Here is a 24436-nt window from a genome sequence, read left to right on the forward strand (position 1 = left end):
GTGGGGCATTGTTCTCGGGTCGGTCCGATTCACCGTCCGGGCGCTTCGTCCGGACATGTCCGTCACAAGCCGGACGATCGGCGATCCCTGACCCCCACCGGAACGAGGCAGCCTCACGGGGGGAGGCTGCCCCGGGCCGCAGGGACGCGCGGCGGGGAGGATGCTTCAGTGCAGCCCTCCCCGCCGCGACACTCACCCCCGCGCGGGGTCGAGCGCTTGCCCGAGCGCACCGTCCCGTCGTCCGCCTACCGCGTCTGTCGCGCCTGACGTCCGTCGTTCGCCTGCCGCCTGCGTCGCCGCCGGCGCGGGGCCGTCAGTGGTGGAAGCCCGACCGGACCGGCACTCCCATCTCCTTCAGCGGGACCGGCTGGCTGCGCAGCTCCGGCAGCAGCCGTTCGAGGTCGCCGAGCAGCAGGTCCGCGAGGTCGCGGGAGAACCCGTTGCGGCAGACCACCCGCAGGACCGAGAGGTCCTCCCGGTTCGCCGGGAAGGTGTAGGCGGGCACCTGCCAGCCGCGCTCCCTCAGCCGCCGCGACACGTCGAAGACGTCGAACGGCACGTCACCGGTGGTGGTGAAGGCGAAGACCGGCAGCTCGTCGCCCCGGGTCAGCAGCCGGAAGCCGCCGAGCGCCTCGATCCGCCCGGCCAGGTAGGTGGCCACCTCCCGGCAGGCTCCCTGCACGGCCCGGAAGCCGCCCCGGCCGAGCCGCAGGAAGGTGTAGTACTGCGCGATCACCTCGGCACCGGGCCGGGAGAAGTTCAGCGCGAAGGTCGGCATCTCGCCGCCCAGGTAGTTGACCCGGAACACCAGCTCCTCGGGGAGCGCCTCGTGGTCGCGCCAGAGCGCCCAGCCGACTCCGGGGTAGACCAGCCCGAACTTGTGGCCGGAGGTGTTGATCGAGGCGACCCGGGGCAGCCGGAAGTCCCACGTCAGGTCCTCGTCCAGGAACGGGGCGACCATGGCCCCGGAGGCGCCGTCCACGTGGACCGGGACGTCCAGGCCCGTGCGCCGCTGGAGGTCGTCGAGGGCGGCGCAGATCTCGGCCACCGGTTCGTAGGAGCCGTCGAAGGTCGAGCCGAGCACGCCGACCACGCCGACGGTGTCCTCGTCGCAGAGCGCCACCGCCTGCTCGGCGCCGAGGTGGAAGCGGTCGCCCTCCATGGGGGCGGTGCGGGCCTCGACCTCCCAGAAGGTGCAGAACTTCTCCCAGCAGACCTGGACGTTGACGCCCATCACGAGGTTGGGCCGGGCACCGGCCGCGTAGCGCTCGGCGTTGCGGCGCATCCAGCGGCGCTTGAGGGCGAGGCCGGCCAGCATGCAGGCCTCGCTGGAGCCGGTGGTGGAGCAGCCGACGGCGGTGTCCGGGTCGGGCGCGTGCCAGAGGTCGGCGAGGATCGCCACGCAGCGCCGCTCCAGTTCGGCGGTCTGCGGGTACTCGTCCTTGTCGATCATGTTCTTGTCGAGGCACTCGGTCATCAGCCGGGTGGCCTGGACCTCCATCGAGGTGGTGACGAAGGTCGCCAGGTTGAGCCGGGCGTTGCCGTCCAGCATCAGCTCGTCGTGGATCAGCTGGTACGCCGTGTCGGCGGGGACGGGGCCGTCGGAGAGCCGGTGCAGCGGCGGTGCCAGTTCCATCCCGCCGAGCGGGTCGGCGGCGCCGACGAACGGGTTGACGGTCAGCCGGCGGTCGTCTCCGGCCCCCTTGTGCAGTGCCATGGGATCTGCCGCCCTTCCGTCCGGTGGCCGCGTCCCCTCCCAACCTGCCATCGGCTCGGGGCCGGCGCATCCGCGCGCCGCGGTCCACCACCCGGGGGTGGGACGTCTCAGCCGGCCGTCTCCGGGTGGATCTGATCGCGGGCGGCCCGGTACTGCTGGCGCACGCCCGAGCCGATCGGCAGGTCCTGCTCGGCGTCGGGGGTGACGGTGACGGCCTCCGGGAGCTCCCAGCGCGGCGGCTCGGGGGTGCCGGCGAGCGCCCAGGCGGCCTGCCTGGCGGCGCCGCGGGCCGCGTGCGCACCGGGCGGCGGGACGACGACGGGGGCGCCGAACAGCTGCGGCGCGATCTGCCGGACGGCGGGCAGCCGGCCGGTCGCTCCGAGCAGGAAGACCCGCTTCACCTCGATGCCCTGCGCGCGCAGCACGTCCAGGGCGTCCGCGCTGTTGCAGAGCATGCCCTCGACGGCGGCCCGGGCCAGGTGCCGGGGGGCCATCGACTCGGCCCGCATCCCGGTCAGGGTGCCGGCCGCGTGCGGCAGCGCGGGCGTCCGCTCGCCGTCCAGGTAGGGGAGCAGCACCAGGCCGTACGCGCCGGGGGAGGACTGCAGGGCCAGGTCGCTGAGGCCCTCCAGGTCGCAGCCGAGCAGGGCGGCGGTGGAGCGGAGCACCTGGGCGGCGTTCAGGGTGGCGACCATCGGCAGGTGGCGGCCGGTGGCGTCGGCGAACGAGGAGACCAGGCCGGTGGCGTCGACCACGGCCCGCTCGTGCACGGCGAAGATCGTGCCGGCGCTGCCGAGCGAGACCACCGCGTCGCCGGGGCCGAGGCCGAGCCCGAGCGCGGCGGCCATGTTGTCGCCGGTGCCGGCCGAGATCAGCAGGCCCTCGGGAGTGTGTCCGGCGGGTTCGGCCGGGTCGAGGACGTGCGGCAGCCGCAGCTCGTGGCCGAGCGCGAGCTTCACGAGGTCCTGCCGGTACTCGCCGCTGATCGGGGACCAGTAGCCGGTGCCGGAGGCGTCACCGCGGTCGGTGGTGCGCCGCTTGGGGTGGCCGAGCAGTTGCCAGACCAGCCAGTCGTGGGGCAGGAGCACCTCGGCGATCCGCCGGGCGTTGGCCGGTTCGAACTCGGCCAGCCAGCGCAGCTTGGCGACGGTGTAGCTGGGGGCGGGGACGGCGCCGATCGCGGCGGTCCAGGCGGCCGGGCCGCCGAGCGCGTCCAGCAGGGCGGCGGCGGCGCCGCTGGAGCGCGGGTCGTTCCAGAGGATGGCGGGCCGGACCAGCACCCCGCCGGCGTCCAGGCCGATCATCCCGTGCTGCTGCGCGCTGACGCCGATCGCCCGGACGCCCTCCAGGAGGCCGCCGGCGGCGGCGTCGCCCAGCGAGTGCAGCCAGATCTGCGGGTCGGCCTCGCCGGGCCGGGCGTCCGGGTCGTCCGGTACGGGGTGGGGTGCCTTGCCGGACCGCAGTACCGCGCCGGTCCCGGAGTCGCACGCGACGATCCGGGTGCGACCCGTCGAGCTGTCTATCCCCGCGACGATGGCCATATCGAGATCATGCCTCAGCGGCCGTCCGGACGCGGCCCGACCGGGGAAGTGTTGCCCGTTCGGTACCGCGTCCGGGAGGCGGCGTACGGCGGGCCGTCACCGTCGTGTCACCCACCCGTCACGGGTGGGGTCCACGGGCCCCGCGGACCGCCGGTCTCACGGCCGGGAGGTGCCCCAGCTGTCGTCCTCGGCCTTGGGCCGGCTGAGGTACGGCACCCGGTCGGTGACGGCGTTCGGGAGCCGGTCGCCGACCTTGTCCGCGACGGCCCCGGCGGCCTTTCCGGCGACCGCGCCGGCCTGCTGCTTCGCCTTGTCGGCCGCGCCCTGGACCTTGGGGTTCTGGGCGACCTGCCGGGTGATCCTGGCGATCTGCTCGTAGCGTCGGCGCCCGGCCCGCGTGCCCAGGACATAGCCCGTCGCGAGTCCGACGCCGAACGACAGCTTCCACATGATCGGATTCCACCCTCTCCTGGCGGCCATTGCCGCATTGCCCTACCCGTCCGTCGGGACGGTGAACCGTCGGTGACCCCAGCATCTCCCGCGCGGTGTGCCGGGCGCGCGTCGGGCGCGCCGGGCGGGGTCGCCGGCGGGGCTGCCGGGGAAAGCGATTGGCGGACCACCCCCCCGAGTGCGCTAATGTATGTCCCGCAGCGAGCGCCGAGGAGCCCGGGAGACCGGGAGCCGGAGCGGAAGCTTGATCCCCCATAGCTCAATTGGCAGAGCAGCCGACTGTTAATCGGCAGGTTATTGGTTCGAGTCCAATTGGGGGAGCTCGGGTGCCGGCCCTCCTGGGTCGTCGTCCCGTTCGTGGTGCGCCAGGACCGCGATCCCGCATAGCTCAATTGGCAGAGCAGCCGACTGTTAATCGGCAGGTTATTGGTTCGAGTCCAATTGCGGGAGCTTCACCGGCTCCGCCCGGTGACTGCTCAGAGCGAAGGCCCCTCGGTAGACCGGGGGGCCTTCGTGTTGTCCGACACGTTCCCGGGCGTTCCCGGGCGTTCCCGCCGGGGTGGGCGGTGTCACTCGGTGGCCTGCCGGTACAGCTCGGTGACCCGGTCGTCGAAGGTCACGCTGTACGAGGTGCCCGGCGTCTCGCCGCCCTCCTGGTAGCCGCCGATCACGCCGATCACCCGGCCGGTCGTGGTGACCCACGGGCTGCCGCTGGTGCCGTCGGTGTAGCCGCCGCAGTCGAACCGCTCCTGGGTGGGACTCTGCGAGCTGGTCAGGCCCGAACAGGTGATCGGCTCGTCCTGCTCGTTGGGGTAGCCGGTGACCGACACCGCCAGCCCGAAGCCCTGGCCGGTGCCGAGCGGGTTGCCGCCGACCGCGTCCTCCACCTCCCGGCCGCCGACCGCCCGCACGGTGACGAACGCCACGTCGTACTCGGGATCGTCGTCGTACGCCCAGCGCGGATCGACGGTGACCGACTCCACCGGCCAACTCCCGTACGGCGAGTACCCGTTGCGATAGCCGGGGGTGAACACCAGGCCGTCCAGCAGGCCGATCCGGCGGCTCTGCACGCAGTGCGCGGCGGTCACCAGCAGATTGCGCCCGGGGCTCTGCACCACGCTCGCCGTGCACGCGCGGGGCCCCTGCGGGGTGCGGATCGAGAGGGTGCCGACCCGGTCCCCGGCCGGGTTCGGCGGCGCCACGTCGGCCATCCGCTCCTGCCCGCTCCCGCCGCAGGCGATGGCTGCGGCGAGCAGCAGGGCGGCCGTCGCGGCCGTTCTGGCCGCGCGCGCGGGCCGTACCGGGCGGGAGTCCATCGGGGGCTCCGTCTCGTCCTCGGGGCGGGCATCGAGGTTCGTGCGTTCCGCCGTTCGTGAGGAAGATCTATCAGGCCGGGCCGGGCTGCGCCACCGTCGCCGTCCCACGCCCCGTCATCCGCCCGCGGGCCCCTTCGGTCGGGGGCCGGTCGTCCGGGCGGTTCCCGCCGTTCGGGGGGCCTGTCGGCCCGTCCGCTTCGCCGTCGAACTGCGCGCACCCATGTGCGCCCCCGGCGCGCACCACGGGTGATCGACCGGCTATGCTGCCCGGGACGGCCTTTCGGGGCCGTCTGCTGCTGCCGCGACCGGGTGACCCGTCGTGTGCTGCGAACCGGGGCGGTAGCTCAGCCGGTTAGAGCAGGGGACTCATAATCCCTTGGTCGTGGGTTCGAGTCCCACCCGCCCCACCTTCGCCGTTTCGCCCGGAGTGCCGGGTTTGACCAGGTGCGGTCATCTGCACGAACTCTAGTGACCGGCGGCACCGCCGACCGCACCGACAGGCCGGGAATCACTCGAACAGGTCCGCGCCGGGGGCGCGTTGACGCCCGGCCGCCGCACCTCCGGCCCCGCTCCGACGCTCCGCGCTCCGATGCTCCGCCGTCCGGCTGCCTGCGCCCGCCTGTCCGCGGCCCCGCGGCCCCGCGGCCCGGTTCCGGCCCTCCGTGCCCCTGTCCGGGCGTCACGACGCCGTGGGGCCGCCACCGGTGTCCGGTGACGGCCCCACGGCCTTCGGTGCGGTGTCCGCGCGGCTCAGCCGAGCTTGACCGGCTGGACGGTCAGGGCGCCGTGCCCGTCACGCTTGAGGACGGACAACGCCAGGGCCGGGTGCTTGCCGCCGGCCGACAGCGCCTTGAGGTCGGCGACCAGCGGCGAGGTGTCGTCGACGTAGAACCGCAGGGGAGCGGCGGACGCCTCGGTGAACTTCACGATCTCCTCGGCACTGCGGCGGGTGAGCGACCAGGCCCACGGCTCCCAGGCACGGCCCTGGTTCCGGTTCATCACACTGAGCCAGATGTTGTCCTCGGCCGAGCCCCAGTCCTCGATCGGCTCGTTCCAGGCGCGGGTACCGGCGAGCGAGACCGCGACCCGGCCGTCCTGGGGGTGGTGGGCGGCGATCACGGCGATCCGTTCGGCGATCCCGGGGCGGGAGCCCTCGCCGCGCAGCAGCGCCCGTCCGGGGCTGCCCTGCCAGCCCTGCGGGCCGACCTCGGGGTTGGCGTTGCTGAGGACGGTGAAGCCCAGGCAGCCCGTGGCCGTCAGCACGGCCAGCCCGCGGCGGAACCGGGCCGAGGGGGCCCGGTGCGCACCCGGCGCCGCCGGGTCGCTCCGGCCGGCGATCACCCGGCGGCCGAGCATCGGCAGCAGGGCGGCGCCGAAGCAGATCACCCCGATCACCAGCAGCTGGTGGATCATCTTCTCGTAGAAGTAGGAGGTCGAGCCGACCGTGATCAGCTGGTACTCCATCACGCCGAAGCAGAGCGCCGAGACCGAGGCGAGGGTGATCAGGGCGACCCGGCGGGGCTTGTTGGCGAGCGAACGCCGGGTCAGCAGCGCCGCGAAGGCGGCCACGACGACGGGCAGGAGCAGGTGCCGGCCGACCGGGCCGATGCCGCCCGGCAGGGTGAGCACGTCCGCCGAACCGGCCGACTTGGCGTTGACGAACGGGGGGAACAGCACGAGGGCGCCGGCCGCCAGGGAGGTGGCCAGCACGGTGGGCCAGTGGCGGCGCCAGCCGCGCCAGTGCACGACGGCCCAGGCGAGCACCGTGGTGGCGGCCACCGGCAGCAGCAGGTAGTGGCCGAAGGAGACGCCGACCGCCAGGGCGCCGAGCGCCACGACCTGTTCCCGGGTCCGGCTGAGCGGCCGGATCGCCAGGGCGACCAGCAGGGCGAGCAGCCCGAGGGCGAAGATCTCGCTCAGGAAGCCGCGGCCGTGCATCCGGGGCAGCTCGGCGACGACCAGGTAGACGGCCATCGGTACGGCGAGGGCCAGGCCCCGCCAGCCGCGCAGCGCCGGGCCTGCGGCCCGCTGCACGGCCCAGAGGAGGGCGGCGGTGAGACCGGCGGTGACGACGGCGAACAGGGCGACGAAGAGCGAGATCTGGGCGAGCCCCGAGCCCCGGGCGGTGCCGCCGTGGAGGAAGCTGGTGAGCACCGCCATCGTCAGGTGGCTGCCCTGCGGGTAGGTGCCGAGGCCCAGTGTCACGGTCTCGGCGGCCTCGGTCTGGTGCAGGGAAGTGAGTCCGCCCAGGCGGAGGATGGTGTCGTAGAGCGCGGCGTGCCGGGCGAGGTCCTCCGCCGTGATGATGGTGGCCAGGCGGTCGATGGCGTCCCGGCGGAGGATCGGGTACAGCAGGAACGCGCCCGAGGCGGCGACGGTGAGCAGCAGCGGGAAGTCCCGGGTGGGGACCAGTCGGCGGAGCAGGGCGCGGAGCGGGGCGCGCCGGCGGGCCGGCCGGGGGCCCTGCACGAGCACGACGGCGGCCAGGGGTATCGCGGTGGCCTCGGCCAGGGCCACCGGGTGGAGGCCCCAGGGCCAGTAACTGGTCAGCAGGCTGAGCGCGCAGGCCCAGCCGATCAGCAGGCCGCCGGAGATCATCAGCCGGTCGAGGGCGGTGGTCTGCGAGCGGATCAGCGACGCGGCGGCGAACCAGACGAGCGCGAAGGTCAGCAGGTCGGCCGAGACCAGGTGGAACAGCGGAGGAAGGAGCACCAGCGCCGCGACGAGGCGAAGCTGGGGGGCACCCGGAAGCACGGGAAGCTGCCTCCGCCCGCCAGCTTCCTGTCCCGTCTTTTCCGGGATGTCCGCGGATCTGACGGGTGTCGCGATCGACATGCTTCCCCCACAATTATGCTGATAACTTGAGAATATCGAGCGGTCAGTATGAATATCCCGACCGCTACTAGTGTGAATCATGGGTGGGTGTGCGCAGCACACGGGGGGTGCCCGGGGGACGGGCTGTTTTCCGCCTTTGACCTTCCCTTGATATGGGCCTGCCAGGCGGGGTCGGGAGGGCCTCGTATCCTGACCGGATGCTCGCACCCGCACAGCTGCCGACACCCCTCGTGAATTGCCCCGACGAGGCGCTGGCGCGGGTCGGCGTGGAGCTGCGGCTCAAGCGGGACGACCTGGCGCATCCGCTGGTGCCGGGGAACAAGTGGCGGAAGCTGACGCCGAACCTGGAGGCCGCGGCCGAGCGGGGCGAGACCCGGCTGCTGACCTTCGGCGGCGCCTACTCGACGCACCTGCGGGCGACCGCGGTGGCCGCCGGCGCGCTCGGACTGGAGAGCGTCGGGCTGGTCCGGGGCGAGGAGCTGGCGCGCGCGCCGCGGAACTGGTCGCTGCGGGCCGCGGAGGCGGCCGGGATGGAGCTGGTGTTCCTGCCCCGGGCCGAGTACCGGGAGGCGGCCGGGCGCTGCGGGACGGACCCGGTGGTGGCGGCCGGCCTGCAACGGCGCTTCGGGCCGTGCCTGGTGCTGCCCGAGGGCGGGTCGAACGCCCTGGCGGCCCGCGGTGCGGCGGCGGTCGCGGCGGAGCTGACGGACCTCGGTGAGCGGGACGTGGTCTGCTGCCCGGTCGGGACCGGCGGCACGCTGGCCGGGATCGCGGCCGGGCTGCCCCCGGGCGCTCGGGCGCTGGGCGTGGCCGTGCTGCGCGGCGGGGCCGGCTACCTGGAGGACGAGGTGACCCGGCTCCACCGGGAGGCGTACGGGCGGGAGTTCGCCGGCTGGCGGATCGACCACGACCACCACGGGGGCGGGTACGGGCGGGTGCCGGCCGCGCTGGAGGAGTTCGCGGCCGGCTTCGAGCGGCGGCACGGCGTCGCCCTGGAGCGGCGCTACGTGGCCAAGCTGCTGTCCGCCCTGTACGGCCTGGCGGCGGCCGGTGCCTTCCCGCCCGGGACCAGGCTGACCGCCGTGGTCACCGGGCTGCCCGACCCGGTGGAGGGACCCTAGAGCTCGTCCGGCTCAGCCGAAGGTCAGGTCGAAGCAGGGGTCGATGTCGGCGGTGCGGCTGTTCTCGGCTATGCCGGTGGGGACGCCGGTCGGCAGCGGGGCGGAGGGGGTCGCCGCCGCGCCGCCGGGGACGCCCGGGACTCCGGGAACGCCCGGGGCGGTGCCGGCCGGGCCGGCGGCCGGGCGGTAGTCGCGGCCGAGGATCACGGTGATCCCCTCGGAGCCGGGCTCCTCGACCAGCCGGGCCTGCGGGAAGAGCTGGGCGACCTGCTCGGCGGCGGCCCTGAACGGCGGGTCGTAGGAGATCTCGGTGTGCAGCCGGCCGCCCTGGGTGGCGCCGAGGGCGACGTTCCGGAACCCCTTGCCGAGGATCGTCTCGGAGCCCCTGCCGGCCAGCCCGGAGGTGCCGACGCCGTTGATCACGGTGATCGGCACGGCCGCCTGCTCGGGCGTCAGGGGTGTGGGGGCGACGGTCGGCGCGGCGGCCGAGGGGGACGACGCGTCGGACGGCACGGCGGTCGAGGTGTCGGCGACCTGGCCGGTGCTCTGCCCGTCCAGGGTGCGGCCCTCCCGCAGCAGCTGCCAGAGGGTGTCCACGTCGGGGTGGACGAGGTCGATCCGGCCCGGCTTCGCGGTGGAGAACCGCCAGGGGGCGGTGACGAAGGTGATGTCGGCGAGCTTGATCTGCTGCAGCGACTGGGCGAAGTCCACCAGCTTCATCGCGGTGCCCAGGCCCTCGTCCACGGTGAGCGAGCGGGTGGCCGCGTCGGCCAGCGGGAGCAGGGTGGGGAGGGAGAAGCCGAGGCCCTGGATCTTGCGGATCATCGAGGAGAGGAAGGCCTGCTGGCGCTTCATCCGCCCGATGTCGGAGTTGTCGCCGAAGCCGTAGCGGGCCCGCAGGTAGTCCACGGCCGGCTGGCCGGAGATCTTCTGCATGCCCTTCCTGAGCTTGATGTCGTGCGAGTTGACGTCGTTGGGGATGCAGACGTCGACGCCGTTGATCGCCTCGGTCATCGCGGCGACGCCCTTGAAGTCGACCACGATGGTGTGGTCGATCCGCAGGCCGGTCATGGCCTCGACGGTGTTCTGCGTGCAGGCCGGGTTCCCCTTGGGGGACGCGCCGACGGTGAACGACTCGTTGAACATCTGGTTGGTCCGCGCGGTCGTCCAGCTGCCGTCGGGCTTCCGGCAGGACGGGATGGTCACCAGGGCGTCGCGGGGTATGGAGACCCCGACGGCGTGCTTCCGGTCGGCGTAGATGTGCAGCAGGATCGTGGTGTCGGAGTGGCCGACGCCCTCGTCGCCGCCCCCGAGGTCGGCGTTGCCGTCGTTGCGGGTGTCCGAGCCGAGGAGCAGGACGTTGACCGGGACGGAGGCGCCCGGGGTGGCGGGGACGGGTGCGGGCGGGCGCTCGGTGGCGACGCCGCCCGGGTCGAACGTGGTGATGTTGGTGTCGAGCCGGTGGTAGAACCAGGCGCCTGCGCCCGCCACGGACAGCACCAGCACGGCCGCGAGTCCTATCGCCGTCCGTATGATGCGCCGTCGGCGCGTGCTGCTGCTCATCCGCCCCGTCCCCCTGTTGTCCGTTCTCGGTTCCCACCCGCACGGTCCGCCGGACGGGCCGTGTCTGGTCTTCGAGAGTTAGACGTTTCGGGGGAGTGTTCGGTTACCTCCGATCGGCCGCCAATTCAGCCGGACCGGTCACCTGGCCTGTGATGCTCCTCACGCACCGGGGCCGGCGGCGCCCGTGAGCATGCGGCTGAGCAGGTCGCGCAGCTGGGTCCGCTCCTCGGGTTCGAGCGCCGCCAGCGGCTCGCGGGCGAAGTTGAGCGACTCGCGGAGCTCCTCGGACGCGGTGGCGCCGGTGTCGGTGGCGGCGACCAGCTTGACCCGGCGGTCCTGCAGGTCGGCCTGCCTGGTCACGAAGCCGCGCGACTCCAGCCGGTCGACGATGCCGGTGATGTTGGACGGCTCGCAGCTGAGCGTCTGGGCGATCTGGCGCATCGGCATCGGCCCGCGCCGCAGCAGCGCGAGGACCTTGGCCTGTGCTCCGGTGAGGGAGCGGGCGGCGGCGGCCTCCTCGTACTCGCGGTGGAAGAGCGCGACCAGATTGGCCATCAGGTCGACGACCTCACGGGTGATCTCGTCGGGCTGCGGCGTGGCGACCCGGGTCGGCTTGGTATCCATGCCCGTAGTCTACCTGAAAAGTTGACAACATGAACCTTTCATGCCCATTGTTACTTCACTGACTCAACCTTTCATGTAGGGAGTATTTCGATGGCCGCCGAGCAGGAAGCGCCCGCCACCGCCCGCGAATGGCACCTCGCCGCCCGCCCCCAGGGCTGGCCGGTCCCGACCGACTTCGCACTGGTCGAGGCACCCGTCCGGCGCCCGGGCCCGGGCGAGATCCTGGTCCGCAACACCTTCCTGTCGGTCGACCCCTACATGCGGGGCCGGATGAACGACGTCAAGTCCTACGTCCCGCCGTTCCGGCTGGGCGAGGCGATGGACGGTGGCGCCGTCGGCTACGTGGTCGCCTCCGAGGCGGAGGGCTTCGCCCCGGGCGACGCCGTGCTGCACGGACTCGGCTGGCGCGAGTACGCGACCCTGCCCGCGCAGCGCGCGGTCAAGGTGGACCCGGCCGCGGCGCCGCTCTCCGCCTACCTCGGCACCCTCGGCATGACCGGCCTCACCGCGTACGCGGGCCTGCTGGCGGTCGGCGGCCTCAAGGAGGGCGACCGGGTCTTCGTCTCCGGCGCGGCCGGCGCCGTCGGCTCGATGGTCGGCCAGATCGCCCGGCTCAAGGGCGCCTCGCTCGTGGTCGGCTCGGCCGGCTCGGCGGAGAAGGTCACCAAGCTGGTCGACGAGTACGGCTTCGACGCCGCCTTCAACTACAAGGACGCCCCGGTCCGCGAGCAGCTCGCGCTGGCGGCCCCGGACGGCATCGACCTCTACTTCGACAACGTCGGCGGTGACCACCTGGAGGCCGCGATCGGCGCGCTCGGCGCACACGGCCGGGCCGTCCTCTGCGGCGCCATCGCCCAGTACAACGAGACCACCGCCCCGGCCGCCCCGCGCAACCTGGCGCTGGTGATCGGCAAGCGGCTGCGCCTGGAGGGCATGCTGGTGGGCGACCACGCGGCACTGCAGCCGCAGTTCGTCGCCGAGGTCGCCGGTTGGCTGAAGGACGGGAGCCTGCGCCACGAGGAGACCGTGGTCGACGGCTTCGAGCACGCCGCCGAGGCGTTCCTGGACCTGCTGCGCGGCGCCAACACCGGCAAGATGGTGGTCCGGCTGGACGCCTGACGCCGCGTCCGCCGCGGCCCGGGGCTGCACCCCGCCGCCTCCGCACCGCCCCGCCGCCCGCCGGAACCCCGGCCGGGCGCGCGGGGCGGTTTGCGTACCCGGCGGAGGGGATCCGGCCGCACTACCGCATTCCGGCCCGATCCGAAAGTGCGTCATCCATGGTGCGGGGCGGCGCGGTACGGTGTTCCCGCCTGGCGATGGGGCCGTTCGGGGGAGAGATCCGGCCGAGGGGTGGACCTCGTTGAGGATTCGACTAGCATTGAGCGAAAGCCTGTCCGTTTTGCTCAATTTAGTGGCTTAATGTCGGCTAACGTGGGTAACTGTGGATCAACCGCAGGCACGAACGCGAGGCAGCTGGGGAAGGCGACCCTCGTCCACAGCCTGGAGGTCCCGGTGACGACACGTGGAGTCCTGTACGTCCACTCCGCGCCCCGCGCGCTGTGCCCGCACGTCGAGTGGGCCGTCGCGGGGGTGCTCGGTGTGCGGGTGAACCTGGACTGGATCCGCCAGCCGGCCTCGCCCGGACACTGGCGCGCCGAGCTCTCCTGGCAGGGGGAGCCCGGTACGGCCTCGAAGCTCGCCTCCGCACTGCGCGGCTGGCAGCTGATGCGGTACGAGGTCACCAGCGAGCCCTGCGCCACGGCGGAGGGCGAGCGGTACAGCAGCACGCCCTCGCTCGGCATCTTCCATGCCGTCACGGGCATCCACGGGGACATCCTGATCCCCGAGGACCGGCTCCGCGCCGTCCTGCTGCGCGCCCGCAGCGAGGGGGCGGACCTGGAGTCCGAGATCGCGATGCTGCTCGGCAAACCCTGGGACGACGAGCTGGAACCCTTCCGGTACGCCGGCGAGGGGGCCCCGGTGCGCTGGCTGCACCAGGTGGTCTGAGCCGCCGTCGCCGAACCGGCGTCCGAGGACGCCGACCGGTCGTGCCGAAGGGGCCGGCACCCACCAGGTGGGTGCCGGCCCCTTCGACGTGCCGGGCGTCAGCGGGTGCGGAAGGCCAGCACCACGTTGTGGCCGCCGAAGCCGAACGAGTTGTTCAGCGCGGCGATCCGGCCCTCGGGCAGCTTGCGGGGCTCGTCGCGGACGATGTCCGCGTCCACGTCGTCGTCCAGCTCGTCGACGTTGATGGTCGGCGGGGCGAGCCGGTGGTGCAGGGCCAGCACGGTGGCGACGGTCTCGATGCCGCCGGCGCCGCCCAGCAGGTGACCGGTCATCGACTTGGTGGCCGAGACGGCGATGTGGTTCAGGTCCTCGCCCAGCTCCTTGCGGAGCGCCTTCAGCTCGGCGGTGTCACCCTGCGGGGTCGAGGTGGCGTGCGCGTTGACGTGCACGATCTCGGCCTTGTCCAGGTCGTTGCGCTCGAACAGGTCGGCCAGCGCGCGGGCCACCCCGGCGCCGGTCGGCTCGGGCTGCGCGATGTGGTGGGCGTCCGAGGACAGGCCCTGGCCGACCGCCTCGCAGTAGATCCGGGCACCGCGGGCCTCGGCGTGCTCGACCGACTCCAGCACGACCACGCCGGCGCCCTCGCCCAGCACGAAGCCGTCCCGGCCCTTGTCGTACGGGCGCGAGGCGCGCTGGGGGTCGTCGTTGCTCTTGGACATCGCCATCATGTTGGCGAACGCGGCGATCGGCAGCGGGTGGATCGCCGCCTCGGTGCCGCCGGCCACCACGACGTCGGCGCGGCCGGTGCGGATCATCTCGATCGCGTAGCCGATCGCCTCGGCGCCGGAGGCGCAGGCGGAGACGGGGGTGTGCACACCCGCGCGGGCGCCGACCTCCAGGCCGACGTTGGCCGCCGGGGAGTTGGGCATCAGCATCGGGACGGTGTGCGGGGAGACCTTGCGGGAGCCCTTCTCCTTCAGCACGTCGTACTGGTCGAGGAGGGTGGTCACGCCGCCGATGCCGGAGGCGATGACCGCGCCCAGGCGCTCGGGGGCGAGCTTGGACGACTCGTCGGTGGCCGGGGTCTCGTAGCCGGCGTCGGCCCAGGCCTCGCGGGCGGCGATCAGGGCGAACTGCGCCGATCGGTCCAGCTTGCGGGCCAGCGGGCGGGGGAGGATCTCACCGGGCTCGACGGCGGTGCGCGCCGCGATCCGGACGGGCAGGTCGGCGGCCCACTCCTCGGTCAGGGCAGCCACTCCGGAGCGCCCGGCGACCAGGTTCTCCCACGTGGTGGCGGCGTCGCCGCCCAGCGGCGTGAAGGCGCCGATACCCGTGACGACCACGGTACGGTTTTCAGTCACTGGATCTTCTTCTCTCACATCGTGCGGGGGCGGTCGGCGGCGGCCGAAGGTGAGCCCGGCCGGGCGCCCCGGTGGGGCGTCCCGGCCGGCGGGTCGGCCGACTCGGAGGGAGCCGGCCGATGTCAGGCGTCGAACGAGTCGACCGCTCAGGCGTTGGTGAGGATGTAGTTCACCGCGTCGCCGACGGTCTTCAGGTTCTTGACCTCGTCGTCCGGGATCTTGACGTCGAAGCGCTCTTCGGCGGCCACGACGACCTCGACCATGGACAGCGAGTCGACGTCCAGGTCATCGGTGAAGGACTTGTCGAGCTCGACGTCCTCGGTCGGGATGCCGGCGATCTCGTTGACGATCTCGGCGAGACCTTCCAGGACCTCGTCCTTGGTAGCCATACTGGCTGCTCCTCTTCGGTGTTGAATGCGGCCGCCCGGCGGACGGACGCAGGTTTGCGGATGGTTCGGGCGAAAACGCCTAGGGGAGCGTAACGACTGCCGCGGCGTAGACGAGACCCGCCCCGAACCCGATGATCAGTGCGAGGTCGCCGCTACGGGCCTCGCCGCTCTCCAGCATGCGTTCCATCGCCAGGGGGATGGAGGCCGCGGAGGTGTTGCCGGTCTCCGCGATGTCGCGGGCGACCGGCACGGACTCCGGGAGCTTCAGGGTCTTGATCATGGTGTCGGTGATACGCATGTTGGCCTGGTGCGGGATGAAGGCGCCGAGCTGGTCGGCGGTGATCCCGGCGGCGTCCAGCGCCTGCTGGGCCACCTTGGCCATCTCCCAGACCGCCCAGCGGAAGACCGACTGACCCTCCATCCGGAGGGCCGGCCACTTGGTCTCCTCGCCCGCGCCGTTGACGGCCCCCTCCTTGGCGAAGGCGGTGTCCCAGGCCTGGGTCTGCGAGATGACGTCCTTCTGCGAGCCGTCGGAGCCCCAGATGACCTTGCCGATGCCGGGCGTGTCGGACGGGCCGACGACCGCGGCGCCGGCGCCGTCACCGAAGATGAAGGCGGTCGAGCGGTCCGACTGGTCGGTCAGGTCGCTGAGCCGCTCCACGCCGATCACCAGCACGTACTCGGCGCTGCCGCCGCGGACCATGCCGTCCGCCAGGCCGAGACCGTAGCCGAAGCCGGCGCAGGCCGCCGAGATGTCGAAGGCCGGGGCTGTGCCGCACCCGAGCCGCTCGGCGATCTCGGTCGCGACGGCCGGGGTCTGCTTGAGGTGCGAGACGGTCGCGACGACCACGGCGCCGATCCGGTCGGGGGAGATCCCGGCCTGGGCGATGGCCTTGCCGGCGGCCTGCACCGACATCTCGGCGACGCTCTCCTCCGGGCCGGCCCAACGGCGCTCGGCGATCCCGCTGCGGGTGCGGATCCACTCGTCGGAGGAGTCGATCCAGGTCAGCACCTCGGCGTTGGGAATCACCCGGACCGGGCGGTAGCCGCCGACCCCGTGGATGCGCGAGTACTGCGCACCGGTGGTCGGACGGATCTGGGGGGTGTTGCTCATGCCTGCTGCTCCTGCTCCTGACCGCTGTGCTCCCGGCCCGGGCCGGCGTGCTCGGCGATGAGCGCGTGGGCCTTCTCCAGGTCGGCGGGGGTCTTGAGGGCAAGCGACGCCACACCCTTGAGGTTGCGCTTGACCAGTCCGGTGAGGGTGCCCGCCGGGGCGAGCTCGATGACGGCGGTCGCGCCCAGCTGCTGCAGGGTCTCCATGCAGAGGTCCCAGCGGACCGGGTTGGAGACCTGCGACACCAGGCGGCGCAGCAGCTCGTCGCCGGCCGCGACGACCTCGCCGTCCTGGTTGGACACGTACGTGATCCCCGGGTCGGCGACCGGCAGGGTCGGCGCCAGCTTGGCCAGCCGCTCGACACCCGGCGCCATGTGCGTGGTGTGGAACGCGCCCGCCACCTTGAGGGCGACCAGGCGCGCTCCGGCCGGCGGGTCCGCCCGGAGGGCGTCCAGCTGGGGCAGCGTGCCGGCCGCGACGATCTGGCCGCCGCCGTTGTTGTTGGCCGCGGTCAGGCCGTGTTCGGCCAGCTTGGCCGCGACGACCTCCGGGTCACCGCCCAGCAGGGCGGCCATCCCGGTCTCGACGGCCGCGGCGGCCTCGGCCATGGCGAGGCTGCGTTCGCGTACGAAGGTCAGTGCGTCGTGGGGGGTCAGCGCGCCGGCGAAGGCGGCGGCGGTGATCTCACCGACGCTGTGGCCGGCCACCGCGCCGACCTGTGCGGTGGCGGTGTCCCCGTCCGGGAACAGCACGCCTGCGGTCACCAGGCCGGCGGCCACCAGCAGTGGCTGGGCGACGGCGGTGTCCTTGATCTCCTCGGCGGACGCCTCGGTCCCGGCGTGCACCAGGTCGAGCCCGGCGACCTCCGACCAGCCGCGGAGGCGGTCGGCGACACCGTCGAGCTCCAGCCAGGGGCTGAGGAAACCGGGGGTCTGGGCACCCTGTCCAGGGGCGACGATTACGAGCACGGTTCAACCCTCTCTCGCCGAGCGCCCGGGGGCGGGTAGGCGACGGTAACGAAGAAAAGCATCCCGGATTGTAAGGTCCCTACATCGGGCTCAGCCGGACTCTCCCGAGGCCGTGAGCCGCCCCAGCGCCAGTGCGATACGCAGGGTGAAGGCCGAACGAACGTCTGATGGAGCGTAGCCCGTGACGTCGGTCACACGTCGAAGCCGGTAGCGCACCGTGTTCGGGTGGACGAAGAGCATCCGGGCGGCGCCCTCCAGCGAGGACGCCTGCTCCAGGTAGACACTCAAGGTCTCCAGGAGTGCCGACCCGGCTTCGTCGAGCGGTGTGTAGATCTCCTCCACCAGCTGCTGGCGGGCCGCCTGGTCGCCGGCCAGCGCCCGCTCCGGCAGCAGGTCGTCGGCCAGGACCGGGCGCGGTGCGTCCGGCCAGGCCGGGCAGGCCCGCAGGCCGGCCGCGGCGGCGTGGGCCGAGCGGGTCGCCGACAGCAGGTCCGGCACGGTCGGGCCGACCACCACCGGGCCGGCCGCGAACTGGCCGATCAGCGCCCGGGCCGCGTGCACCGGCTCCTTGTCGCCACCGACCACCACCACCAGGCGCTTGCCCAGCACCCCGGTCAGCACGTGCAGCTTGGCGTAGCGCGCGGCCCGGCGGATCGCCTCGACCACGAGTTCGCTGTCACCGTCCGGAGCCGAGCCCATCACCACCCGGACCTGGCTCGGCTGGCCCCAGCCGAGCGCGGCGGCGCGCGAGAGCACACCCTCGTCGGCGTCCCCGGAGAGCAGCGAGTTGACCACCAGCGCCTCCAGCCGGGCGTCCCAGGCACCCCGGGCCTCGGCGGCCTGGGCGTACACCTGGGCGGTCGCGAAGGCGATCTCCCGGGCGTAGACCAGCACCGACTCGCGCATGTCCGCCTCGTCGCCGGGGGAGGCGACCTCCTCGATGGCCTCCTCCATCACCTCGATCGTGGTGCGGATCAGCTCGACCGTCTGGCGCAGCGTGATCGCCCTGGTCAGCTCGCGCGGCGCGGTGCCGAAGACGTCGGTGGAGATCGCCTGCGGGGCCTCCGGCTTGCGGTACCACTCGGTGAAGGCGGCGATGCCGGCCTGGGCGACCAGGCCGATCCAGGAGCGGTGCTCCGGCGGCATCCGCCGGTACCAGCCGAGCTGGTCGTCCATCCGCGCGATGGCGGCGGAGGCGAGCTTGCCCGAGGACTTCTCCAGCCGCTTGAGGGTCGCGACGCGGCGCTCCGCACGTTCGGCGGCGAGCCGGCGCTCCTGCGCGGTCAGGCGCGGGGCCGCCCGGCCGGGCCGGTCCCTCCCGGCGCCGGTCGTCGGGGCCTTCCCGCTCTTGTCGGGCTTGGCGGTCGGATCGCTCTTGGAGTTCGCGGAGGCGGCTGGCACAAGGACAAGACTGCCTCACCGGAGTGACTGCTTGTGCACGCCCCCCGGCGGAGCGGCACGGTGGCAACCGTCACAGTCGCGGGCCGACCGGCGCCGGCACCCCGTCCGGAGCGCCCGGGAACGCGCCCCGGACCACGCTACGGTGGGGCCGTGACCGACGCTCCCGCCCGTCCGCGCGCCGATCTGCGCCGGACCGCCGAACGCTACGTCTCCACCCCCGCCGAGGGCGTCGAGACCAGGCACGCCTTCTCGTTCTCCGGGCACTACGACCCGAGGAACACCCACTTCGGCGCGCTGCTCGCCTGCAACGAGGAACTTCTCTCCCCCGGCGCCGGGTACGACGAGCACAAGCACCGGGACACCGAGATCCTCACCTGGGTGCTGGAGGGCGCGCTGGCCCACCGGGACTCCGAGGGGCACGGCGGCGTGGTCCGCCCCGGCATGGTCCAGCACCTGAGCGCGGGCTCCGGGGTCACCCACACCGAGCGGAACGTCGGCGGCGCCGGGGGCCCGGTCCGCTTCGTGCAGATGTGGCTGCAGCCGGACACCTTCGACGCGCCCCCGGCGTACGGGCTGCGCCGGGTGGAACCGGACACCGGCGGGTTGACGCTGCTCGCCTCCGGGCTGGCGCGGGACGCCGGGACGGACGCGTTGCGGCTGCGGCGCGGCGACGCCGCGCTCTGGCTGGTGACGGCAGGGCCGTGGCAGCCGCTGCCCGAGCTCCCGGCCGCCGCCTGGCGGTACGCCCACCTGACGACCGGTTCGCTCGGCTACCGCACGGTGCCCGGGCCGCAGGGCGGCGGCCGCTCGATGGTGCCGGGCGACAGCGTGCGGATCACCGGGGACGCCTTCGCCGCGCCGACGGCCGGCGAGAGCGGCGCCGAACTGCTCCTCTGGGAGATGCACTCGCCGGTCTCGTACGGCTGAGGGGGCGGGCGCGGGCGGGCACGGGCTGAGCCGCCCGGCCCGTCCGGGGCCGTCCGAGTCCTAGAGCTCGGCGAGCACCGCGTCGCTGAGCACCGGCCAGACCTCGGCGGCCCACGGCCCGAAGTCCCGGTCGGTGAGCGCGAGGCAGGAGACGCCGGCCTCCGGGTCGACCCAGAGGAAGGTGCCGGACTGCCCGAAGTGGCCGAAAGTGGCCGGGGAGTTGGCGGTGCCGGTCCAGTGCGGGGCCTTGCCGTCGCGGATCTCGAAGCCCAGGCCCCAGTCGTTCGGACGCCGGTGCCCGAAGCCGGGCAGCACGCCGCTGGTCCCCGGGAAGGCGACCTCACGGGTGGCGGCGGCCAGCGTGGACGGGTCCAGCAGCTTGGGCGACTGGAGCTCGGCGGCGAACAGGGCCAGGTCGGCGGCGGTGGAGAGCCCGCCGGCGCCGGCCGGCGCCCGGTGGGCGGTGTTGATCAGCGTCGAGCGCATGCCGAGCGGCTCGAAGAGGGCCTCCGCGGCGTACCGGCCGAAGTCAATGCCGGCGGCCTGCTGGAGGGCCTGCGCCAGGACGTCGAAGCCGGCGTTGGAGTAGAGCCGGCGGTTGCCGGGCTCGGCCATCACCTTGTGCTCGTCGAAGGCCAGGCCCGAGGTGTGGGCCAGCAGGTGACGCACGGTCGAGCCCTCCGGCCCGGCCGGGTCGTCCAGCTCGAAGACGCCCTCCTCGACGGCGACCAGCACGGCGTACGAGGTGAGCAGCTTGGTCACCGACGCCAGCGGGAACAGGTGGTCCTGCGGCCCGTACGTGCCCAGTACCGCGCCGTCCTCGCCCCGCACCACGGCCGCCGCCGCGTTCGGCACCGGCCAGTCCTCGATCTTCCGCAAGCTCTCCATGGGCCCGACTCTAACGGGGAGGCCCGGGCCGCCGGGATGGCAGGCTTGGCCGGAGTGCAGTCCAGGCCGTCGGCGCCGACGGCATCGTCCGCCACCGGGGGTTCCACCATGGCCGTGCCCGCACCGATCGACCTCGATCCGCGCACCTGCTCCGACGTCTTCCGCACGCCGGTCGGGGAGCCGGACCGTACGCCCCGGCACACCATCGGCGAGGTGGCGGCGGCCAGCGGGCTGACCGCCCACACCCTGCGCTGGTACGAGCGGATCGGCCTGCTGGACCCGGTGGACCGGTCCGCCTCCGGGCAGCGCCGCTACAACGACGCCGACCTGCACCGGCTGGCCTTCCTGGGCCGGCTGCGGCTGACCGGCATGACGGTGGCCGACATGCTGCGGTACGTGGAGCTGGCCCGCGAGGGCGACCGGACCCTGGAGGACCGGCGCGACCTGCTGCTCGCCCACCGGGAGGAGGTGCGGCAGCAGGTCGCGGACCTGCACGCGACCCTGGCCGTGCTCGACCACAAGATCGACCTGTACGCCGGGCGGATCGCCGGGAGCGGCCCCGCTCGGTAGCCCGGGCCCGGCGGGCCGGCGTTCGCCCGGGCCCGTCGGCCCGGGGTACGCCGGTTCAGCTGCGCCGGCGCGGGTGGCGGCGCGGGTGGCGGCTCAGACCTCGCGGCCGAGGAAGGCCGCGAGGCGGGTGTAGGGATCGGCGTCGGCCGGGGCGGGGAGGTCCGGGCCGAACGGGGCGCCCTCGCGCGGGCCGGTCGGCAGTACGGCCTCGGCGATCGCCAGGGCGGTCTCGGCCAGCCGCTCGTCCAGCGGGACGCTGCTGCCGAGCGCCCGGGAGATGTCCCAGCTGTGGGTGACGGTCTCCAGGATGTAGCCGCCCACCGCGGCCCGGCCCGGGACCTCGCCCCACGGCGCGGCGGTCGGGCGGTCCAGCCGGGCGTCCTCGGCCCACGCGGCGGTCGCCCGGGTCCGGGCCCGGTCGAGGGCGGCCGGCCAGGCGTCGTCGGCCAGGTCGCCGGTCATCGCCGCGACGTCCTCGGACCGCCCGCCCTCACCGAGGTAGGCGAACCGGTGGATACCGCCGACCACGTGGCCGAGCAGGGTCCGCAGGTCGTACTCGGTGCACGGGGTGGGCCGGTCGAGCGTCTCCGGGCCGGCTTCGGCGATCAGCTTCTCCAACTGACCGAGTGCGAGCAGGTACAGCGGGCGCGGGTCCTGGGTGGTGTCCATGCGGGATCAACTCCATCGGTACGGAGGGTTTTTCGTCTCGAAGGCAATCTCCCGGTAAAACCTGACATCCGGCGTCAGGATTTCTGCGATCCTCGTGCCATGAAGGCCGACCGCCTGCTCTCGATCCTGCTGCTGCTCCAGACCCGCGGCCGGGTGCCCGCCACCGAACTGGCCGAACGGCTGGAGGTGTCGGTCCGCACCATCTACCGCGACGTCGAGGCGCTCTCCACGGCCGGCGTCCCCGTCTACACCGAGCGCGGCCGGCACGGCGGCGTCAGCCTGCTGCCCGGCTACCGCACCGACGTCAGCGGACTGACCGCCGACGAGGCGCGTGCCCTGTTCGTGCTGTCCGCCCAGGGTGCGCACAGCGATCTCGGGCTGGACGGCGCGCTCGGTTCGGCCCTGCGCAAGGTGATGGCCGCACTGCCCGCCCCGCACCGCCCGGGCGCCGAGCGGATCAGCGAACGCATCCTGGTCGACCCGGCGCGCTGGCTGCAGGCCGGCGCCCCGCGCGGGCCCGATCTCGGCGAGCTGCAGTACGCCGTCTTCGCCGACCGCCGGTTGCGGCTGCGCTACCGGCACAGCGGCACCCCCGGGCCGGTGGAGTACACCGTCGACCCGTACGGCCTGGTCAGCAAGGCCGCGGTCTGGTACCTGGTGGCCGATCTGCAGGGCGAGCCGCGGCTGTTCCGGGCCGACCGGGTGCTGTACGCCGAGACCTCCGAGGAACCGGCGCGCCGCCGTCCGGGGCTGGGCCTGAGCGACGTCTGGGGCGTGCTGCGGGAGCAGGTGGAGCGGCTGCCCAAGGAGGTGAAGGTCGCGGTGCGGGTGCGGCGCGCGCGGCTGGACATGTTCGTCCGGATCCACGGCGGGCGGCTGGCCGCCCCGCCGCCCGAGTCCGGCGGCGGGGCGCCGGAGGACTGGGTCGAGCTCGGGCTGGGCTTCCAGTCGCTGCCGGCCGTCCGTGCGCTGCTCGCCTTCGGCGCGGACGCCGAGGTGCTCTCCCCGCCGGCCGCCCGCCGGGAGATGGCGAGGGCGGCCGCGGAAGCGGTCCGGCTCTACGTGGACGCGCGCTGACGGACCCGTGGCCGCGATCACCCCGACCGCCGTCAGGCGCCGGCCGTCGGGCGGACCACGTTCTGGTAGTCGCCGAGCGCGACGGCCGCGAAGTTGTGCAGGCTGTCGGTGTCGGGGGTGAAGTAGCCGTTGTGACCGGCGGAGCGGGCCGAGGACACGTGCTCGGAGCCGAAGTCCGCCGAGGTCGGGTCGGCGCCGTGGCCGAGCCCGCCGAACTCCAGGTACGGCACGTTGCCGATCCAGTCGCTCTCGTTGCGGGTGGCCCAGACGTGCACTCCGGCGCCCAGCTCCGAGGTGCTCTCCACACCCATGCCGGGGGAGCCGAACACCACGACGTCGGTGATCCCGGAGGTGTCGGAGGGTGAGGCGGCGGCCCGGGGGATGTCGGGCGCGGCGGTGCCGCAGACCACCGATCCGTAGGAGTGGCAGAACAGTGCGGGCGGGGCCTGCGGCCGGGTCGTCTCCCGGAGCCCGGCGAGCAGTCGCCGCAGTCGCGGCGCCCCGACGTCGGCGAGCCGGGAGGTGACGGCGTCCGGGCCGAGGCCGGACGGCGTGACGTAACCGGTCCACGCGACCACCGCGGTCCGGGCGCCCGGGGACTGCCGGTGCTCCTCCGCGTACAGCGCGCGGGCCATCCCGGCGGGGGAGCGGAGCGGCTCGACCGCCTGGTCGAAGTGGCCGAGGTCGGCGTCCGAGCCGGGGACGATCACCGAGACCCGGTCGGCCGAGGCGAGGTCGCCCCAGACCTCGGTCAGCAGGCCGCGGCCGCGCGGGTCGAAGGCGAGGATCTGCCGCTCGGGGGCGAGCAGGCTCTCGACGTCGTTGGCGCGGGAGACCGCCAGCGCGTGCAGGTCGGAGTCGAGGTCCGGGTCGGCGGCGCGGGCCCGGGCACGGTCGCGCTCGGCGGCCAGTGCCACCCGGTTGGCCCGGTAGCGCAGGGCGAGCGGGGCGCCGTCGAAGTTGCCGACCACCAGCGGGTACGCCGCGACCAGCCGGTTCAGCTCGGCCTGGCCGAGCCCGGCGAAGAACTCGGCCGCGGTGGCCGCAGTGGTGGTGGCCGGGTCGGGGAGGTCGTGCCCGTAGGAGTGGTCCTCGACCCAGGCGAGACTGCCGGCCGGTGGTGTGGAGATGGCCAACTGTTCGGTGGCGGCAGCGGCTTGCGCTGCCGCCGCGCCCGCGTCGGCGAGTACCGCGCAGCCCGCGAAGGCACCGATCAGGACATGCTTCCACCGCCGACGGCGCATCGCCTCAACTCCCTGAGAGTCCCGTCACCGATCCGCGGGCGGGGCCCGAAGGGTGGTACGACTGCCAACTTCCAGCGCAAGCCTAGGGGCCCGGGAGAGGAGTGGGTGCACCTTAAACTGTGGGATGGATCACATGAACCGGAGATGACCGGACGGGCGTCACTCGTTCAGGCTATGCGTCGCCTCCGCCCGTCGACTTCGGCCTCCCCTTCGCCCGCGCCGGCTCCGCCGGCCCGGACTCCGGCCCGGCGCCGAACTCCCGGACCAGCCGCTTGGGCGCGGCGCGCCGCCAGGCCTCGGTCAGCAGGTCCCGCAGCTCGTCCCGGTCGACCAGGTCCAGCCGGACGCTCACCCAGCCGTGCCGCCCGACGTACGGGGCGCTGGAGAAGACCTCCGGCTCGGCGGCGAGCAGCTCGGCCTGGTCCTCCCGGGAGGCCTTGACGGTGACGGAGTCGCCGTCCGGGGAGCCCATCGCGAAGATCTTCGAGTCCACCCGGAGGGTCTCGGTCTCCCACGTGGGCTGCTGCGTCGCCTGCGGCAGGGCGAGGGCCATCGCCCGGAACTCGTCGAAGGTCACCATGGCCGCAGAGTAGGGCAGGGGTGCGACAGTCCGCCCCCGGCGCCGGGTGGGCGCCGGGGGCGGACGGGACGGCC

Annotated in this window: 22 protein-coding genes and 3 tRNA genes; 9 read left to right on the forward strand and 16 right to left on the reverse strand. The window is 73.6% G+C overall.

From position 1 onward, the window contains the following. Positions 1–313 precede the first annotated feature (313 nt). The 3 genes from PUR56_RS32100 to PUR56_RS32110 all read right to left on the reverse strand — a co-directional run bounded on the left by PUR56_RS32100 (position 314) and on the right by PUR56_RS32110 (position 3708). Positions 314–1717, reverse strand: a complete 1404-nt coding sequence (locus PUR56_RS32100) for a glutamate decarboxylase (RefSeq protein ID WP_329878997.1) — start codon at positions 1715–1717, stop codon at positions 314–316. Between the two features lie 107 nt (positions 1718–1824). Next, positions 1825–3258, reverse strand: coding sequence for an FGGY family carbohydrate kinase (locus PUR56_RS32105; RefSeq protein WP_329951530.1), 1434 nt, complete (start codon positions 3256–3258; stop codon positions 1825–1827). A 156-nt stretch (positions 3259–3414) separates the two neighbouring features. Next, positions 3415–3708, reverse strand: a complete 294-nt coding sequence (locus tag PUR56_RS32110; protein WP_380360528.1) for a hypothetical protein — start codon at positions 3706–3708, stop codon at positions 3415–3417. A 248-nt stretch (positions 3709–3956) separates the two neighbouring features. On the opposite strand from PUR56_RS32110, the gene PUR56_RS32115 reads away from it, so the two are divergent. Both PUR56_RS32115 and PUR56_RS32120 read left to right on the forward strand, forming a co-directional pair. Next, positions 3957–4029, forward strand: a tRNA-Asn gene (locus PUR56_RS32115). 56 nt (positions 4030–4085) lie between these two features. Continuing rightward, positions 4086–4158: transfer RNA gene (locus tag PUR56_RS32120), tRNA-Asn, on the forward strand. Positions 4159–4277: 119 nt separating this feature from the next. On the opposite strand, the gene PUR56_RS32125 is transcribed toward PUR56_RS32120, so the two are convergent. Beyond that, positions 4278–5024, reverse strand: a complete 747-nt coding sequence (locus PUR56_RS32125; RefSeq protein ID WP_329951531.1) for a trypsin-like serine peptidase — start codon at positions 5022–5024, stop codon at positions 4278–4280. A gap of 333 nt (positions 5025–5357) precedes the next feature. Here PUR56_RS32125 and PUR56_RS32130 point away from each other — a divergent pair. Continuing rightward, positions 5358–5431: transfer RNA gene (locus PUR56_RS32130), tRNA-Ile, on the forward strand. 343 nt (positions 5432–5774) lie between these two features. On the opposite strand, the gene PUR56_RS32135 is transcribed toward PUR56_RS32130, so the two are convergent. Further along, positions 5775–7778 carry a hypothetical protein gene (locus tag PUR56_RS32135; protein WP_329951532.1) on the reverse strand — a complete coding sequence of 668 codons (2004 nt, stop codon included), beginning with the start codon at positions 7776–7778 and terminating at the stop codon, positions 5775–5777. Between the two features lie 278 nt (positions 7779–8056). On the opposite strand from PUR56_RS32135, the gene PUR56_RS32140 reads away from it, so the two are divergent. Next, the gene (locus PUR56_RS32140; protein WP_329951533.1) at positions 8057–8980 is read left to right on the forward strand and encodes a 1-aminocyclopropane-1-carboxylate deaminase/D-cysteine desulfhydrase; all 924 of its coding nucleotides are present in this window, start codon (positions 8057–8059) and stop codon (positions 8978–8980) included. A gap of 12 nt (positions 8981–8992) precedes the next feature. Here PUR56_RS32140 and PUR56_RS32145 read toward each other — a convergent pair whose 3' ends face one another. Next, complete coding sequence (locus PUR56_RS32145; RefSeq protein ID WP_329951534.1) at positions 8993–10543, reverse strand: LCP family protein; 1551 nt, start codon at positions 10541–10543, stop codon at positions 8993–8995. 159 nt (positions 10544–10702) lie between these two features. Continuing rightward, positions 10703–11167: a MarR family winged helix-turn-helix transcriptional regulator gene (locus tag PUR56_RS32150; RefSeq protein WP_329951535.1), complete on the reverse strand. Its 465-nt coding sequence runs from the start codon at positions 11165–11167 to the stop codon at positions 10703–10705. 90 nt (positions 11168–11257) lie between these two features. Between PUR56_RS32150 and PUR56_RS32155 the strand changes: the two genes are divergently transcribed. Together PUR56_RS32155 and PUR56_RS32160 are read left to right on the forward strand one after the other, a co-directional pair. After that, positions 11258–12286, forward strand: a complete 1029-nt coding sequence (locus tag PUR56_RS32155; protein WP_329951536.1) for an NADP-dependent oxidoreductase — start codon at positions 11258–11260, stop codon at positions 12284–12286. Positions 12287–12679: 393 nt separating this feature from the next. Beyond that, the gene (locus PUR56_RS32160) at positions 12680–13174 is read left to right on the forward strand and encodes a DUF3145 domain-containing protein (RefSeq protein ID WP_329878989.1); all 495 of its coding nucleotides are present in this window, start codon (positions 12680–12682) and stop codon (positions 13172–13174) included. Between the two features lie 98 nt (positions 13175–13272). On the opposite strand, the gene fabF is transcribed toward PUR56_RS32160, so the two are convergent. From fabF to PUR56_RS32185, 5 genes are all read right to left on the reverse strand, one after another. After that, positions 13273–14535, reverse strand: coding sequence for a beta-ketoacyl-ACP synthase II (fabF, locus tag PUR56_RS32165; RefSeq protein WP_329878988.1), 1263 nt, complete (start codon positions 14533–14535; stop codon positions 13273–13275). 146 nt (positions 14536–14681) lie between these two features. After that, complete coding sequence (locus PUR56_RS32170) at positions 14682–14924, reverse strand: acyl carrier protein (protein ID WP_030310143.1); 243 nt, start codon at positions 14922–14924, stop codon at positions 14682–14684. 79 nt (positions 14925–15003) lie between these two features. Next, the gene (locus tag PUR56_RS32175; RefSeq protein WP_329878987.1) at positions 15004–16038 is read right to left on the reverse strand and encodes a beta-ketoacyl-ACP synthase III; all 1035 of its coding nucleotides are present in this window, start codon (positions 16036–16038) and stop codon (positions 15004–15006) included. Continuing rightward, entirely contained in the window at positions 16035–17006 is a 972-nt protein-coding gene (locus PUR56_RS32180; RefSeq protein WP_329878986.1) for an ACP S-malonyltransferase, read from the reverse strand. The genes PUR56_RS32175 and PUR56_RS32180 overlap by 4 nt, the downstream gene beginning before the upstream one ends. Positions 17007–17096: 90 nt before the next feature. Next, a complete protein-coding gene (locus PUR56_RS32185) occupies positions 17097–18293 on the reverse strand; it encodes a PucR family transcriptional regulator (protein ID WP_329879032.1) in 1197 nt (398 codons plus the stop codon). 264 nt (positions 18294–18557) lie between these two features. Here PUR56_RS32185 and PUR56_RS32190 point away from each other — a divergent pair, with 264 nt between their 5' ends. Then, a complete protein-coding gene (locus PUR56_RS32190; RefSeq protein WP_329878985.1) occupies positions 18558–19334 on the forward strand; it encodes a pirin family protein in 777 nt (258 codons plus the stop codon). Positions 19335–19394: 60 nt separating this feature from the next. Here the strand turns inward: PUR56_RS32190 and PUR56_RS32195 are convergent, their stop codons facing one another. After that, on the reverse strand, positions 19395–20222 hold the full coding sequence (locus PUR56_RS32195; protein WP_329951537.1) for a serine hydrolase domain-containing protein: 828 nt from the start codon (positions 20220–20222) through the stop codon (positions 19395–19397). Between the two features lie 108 nt (positions 20223–20330). On the opposite strand from PUR56_RS32195, the gene PUR56_RS32200 reads away from it, so the two are divergent. Then, positions 20331–20792: a MerR family transcriptional regulator gene (locus PUR56_RS32200; protein WP_329878983.1), complete on the forward strand. Its 462-nt coding sequence runs from the start codon at positions 20331–20333 to the stop codon at positions 20790–20792. A gap of 93 nt (positions 20793–20885) precedes the next feature. Here the strand turns inward: PUR56_RS32200 and PUR56_RS32205 are convergent, their stop codons facing one another. Beyond that, complete coding sequence (locus tag PUR56_RS32205) at positions 20886–21461, reverse strand: TIGR03086 family metal-binding protein (protein ID WP_329878982.1); 576 nt, start codon at positions 21459–21461, stop codon at positions 20886–20888. A 99-nt stretch (positions 21462–21560) separates the two neighbouring features. Between PUR56_RS32205 and PUR56_RS32210 the strand changes: the two genes are divergently transcribed. After that, positions 21561–22538, forward strand: coding sequence for a helix-turn-helix transcriptional regulator (locus tag PUR56_RS32210; RefSeq protein WP_329951538.1), 978 nt, complete (start codon positions 21561–21563; stop codon positions 22536–22538). A 32-nt stretch (positions 22539–22570) separates the two neighbouring features. Here PUR56_RS32210 and PUR56_RS32215 read toward each other — a convergent pair whose 3' ends face one another. Together PUR56_RS32215 and PUR56_RS32220 are read right to left on the reverse strand one after the other, a co-directional pair. Further along, a complete protein-coding gene (locus PUR56_RS32215; protein ID WP_329951539.1) occupies positions 22571–23782 on the reverse strand; it encodes an alpha/beta hydrolase in 1212 nt (403 codons plus the stop codon). A 172-nt stretch (positions 23783–23954) separates the two neighbouring features. Further along, positions 23955–24362: an MmcQ/YjbR family DNA-binding protein gene (locus tag PUR56_RS32220; protein WP_329878979.1), complete on the reverse strand. Its 408-nt coding sequence runs from the start codon at positions 24360–24362 to the stop codon at positions 23955–23957. Positions 24363–24436: the final 74 nt, after the last annotated feature.

Origin of the sequence: Streptomyces sp. BE303, from assembly GCF_036290945.1 — a bacterium.
Classification (GTDB): Bacteria; Actinomycetota; Actinomycetes; order Streptomycetales; family Streptomycetaceae; genus Kitasatospora.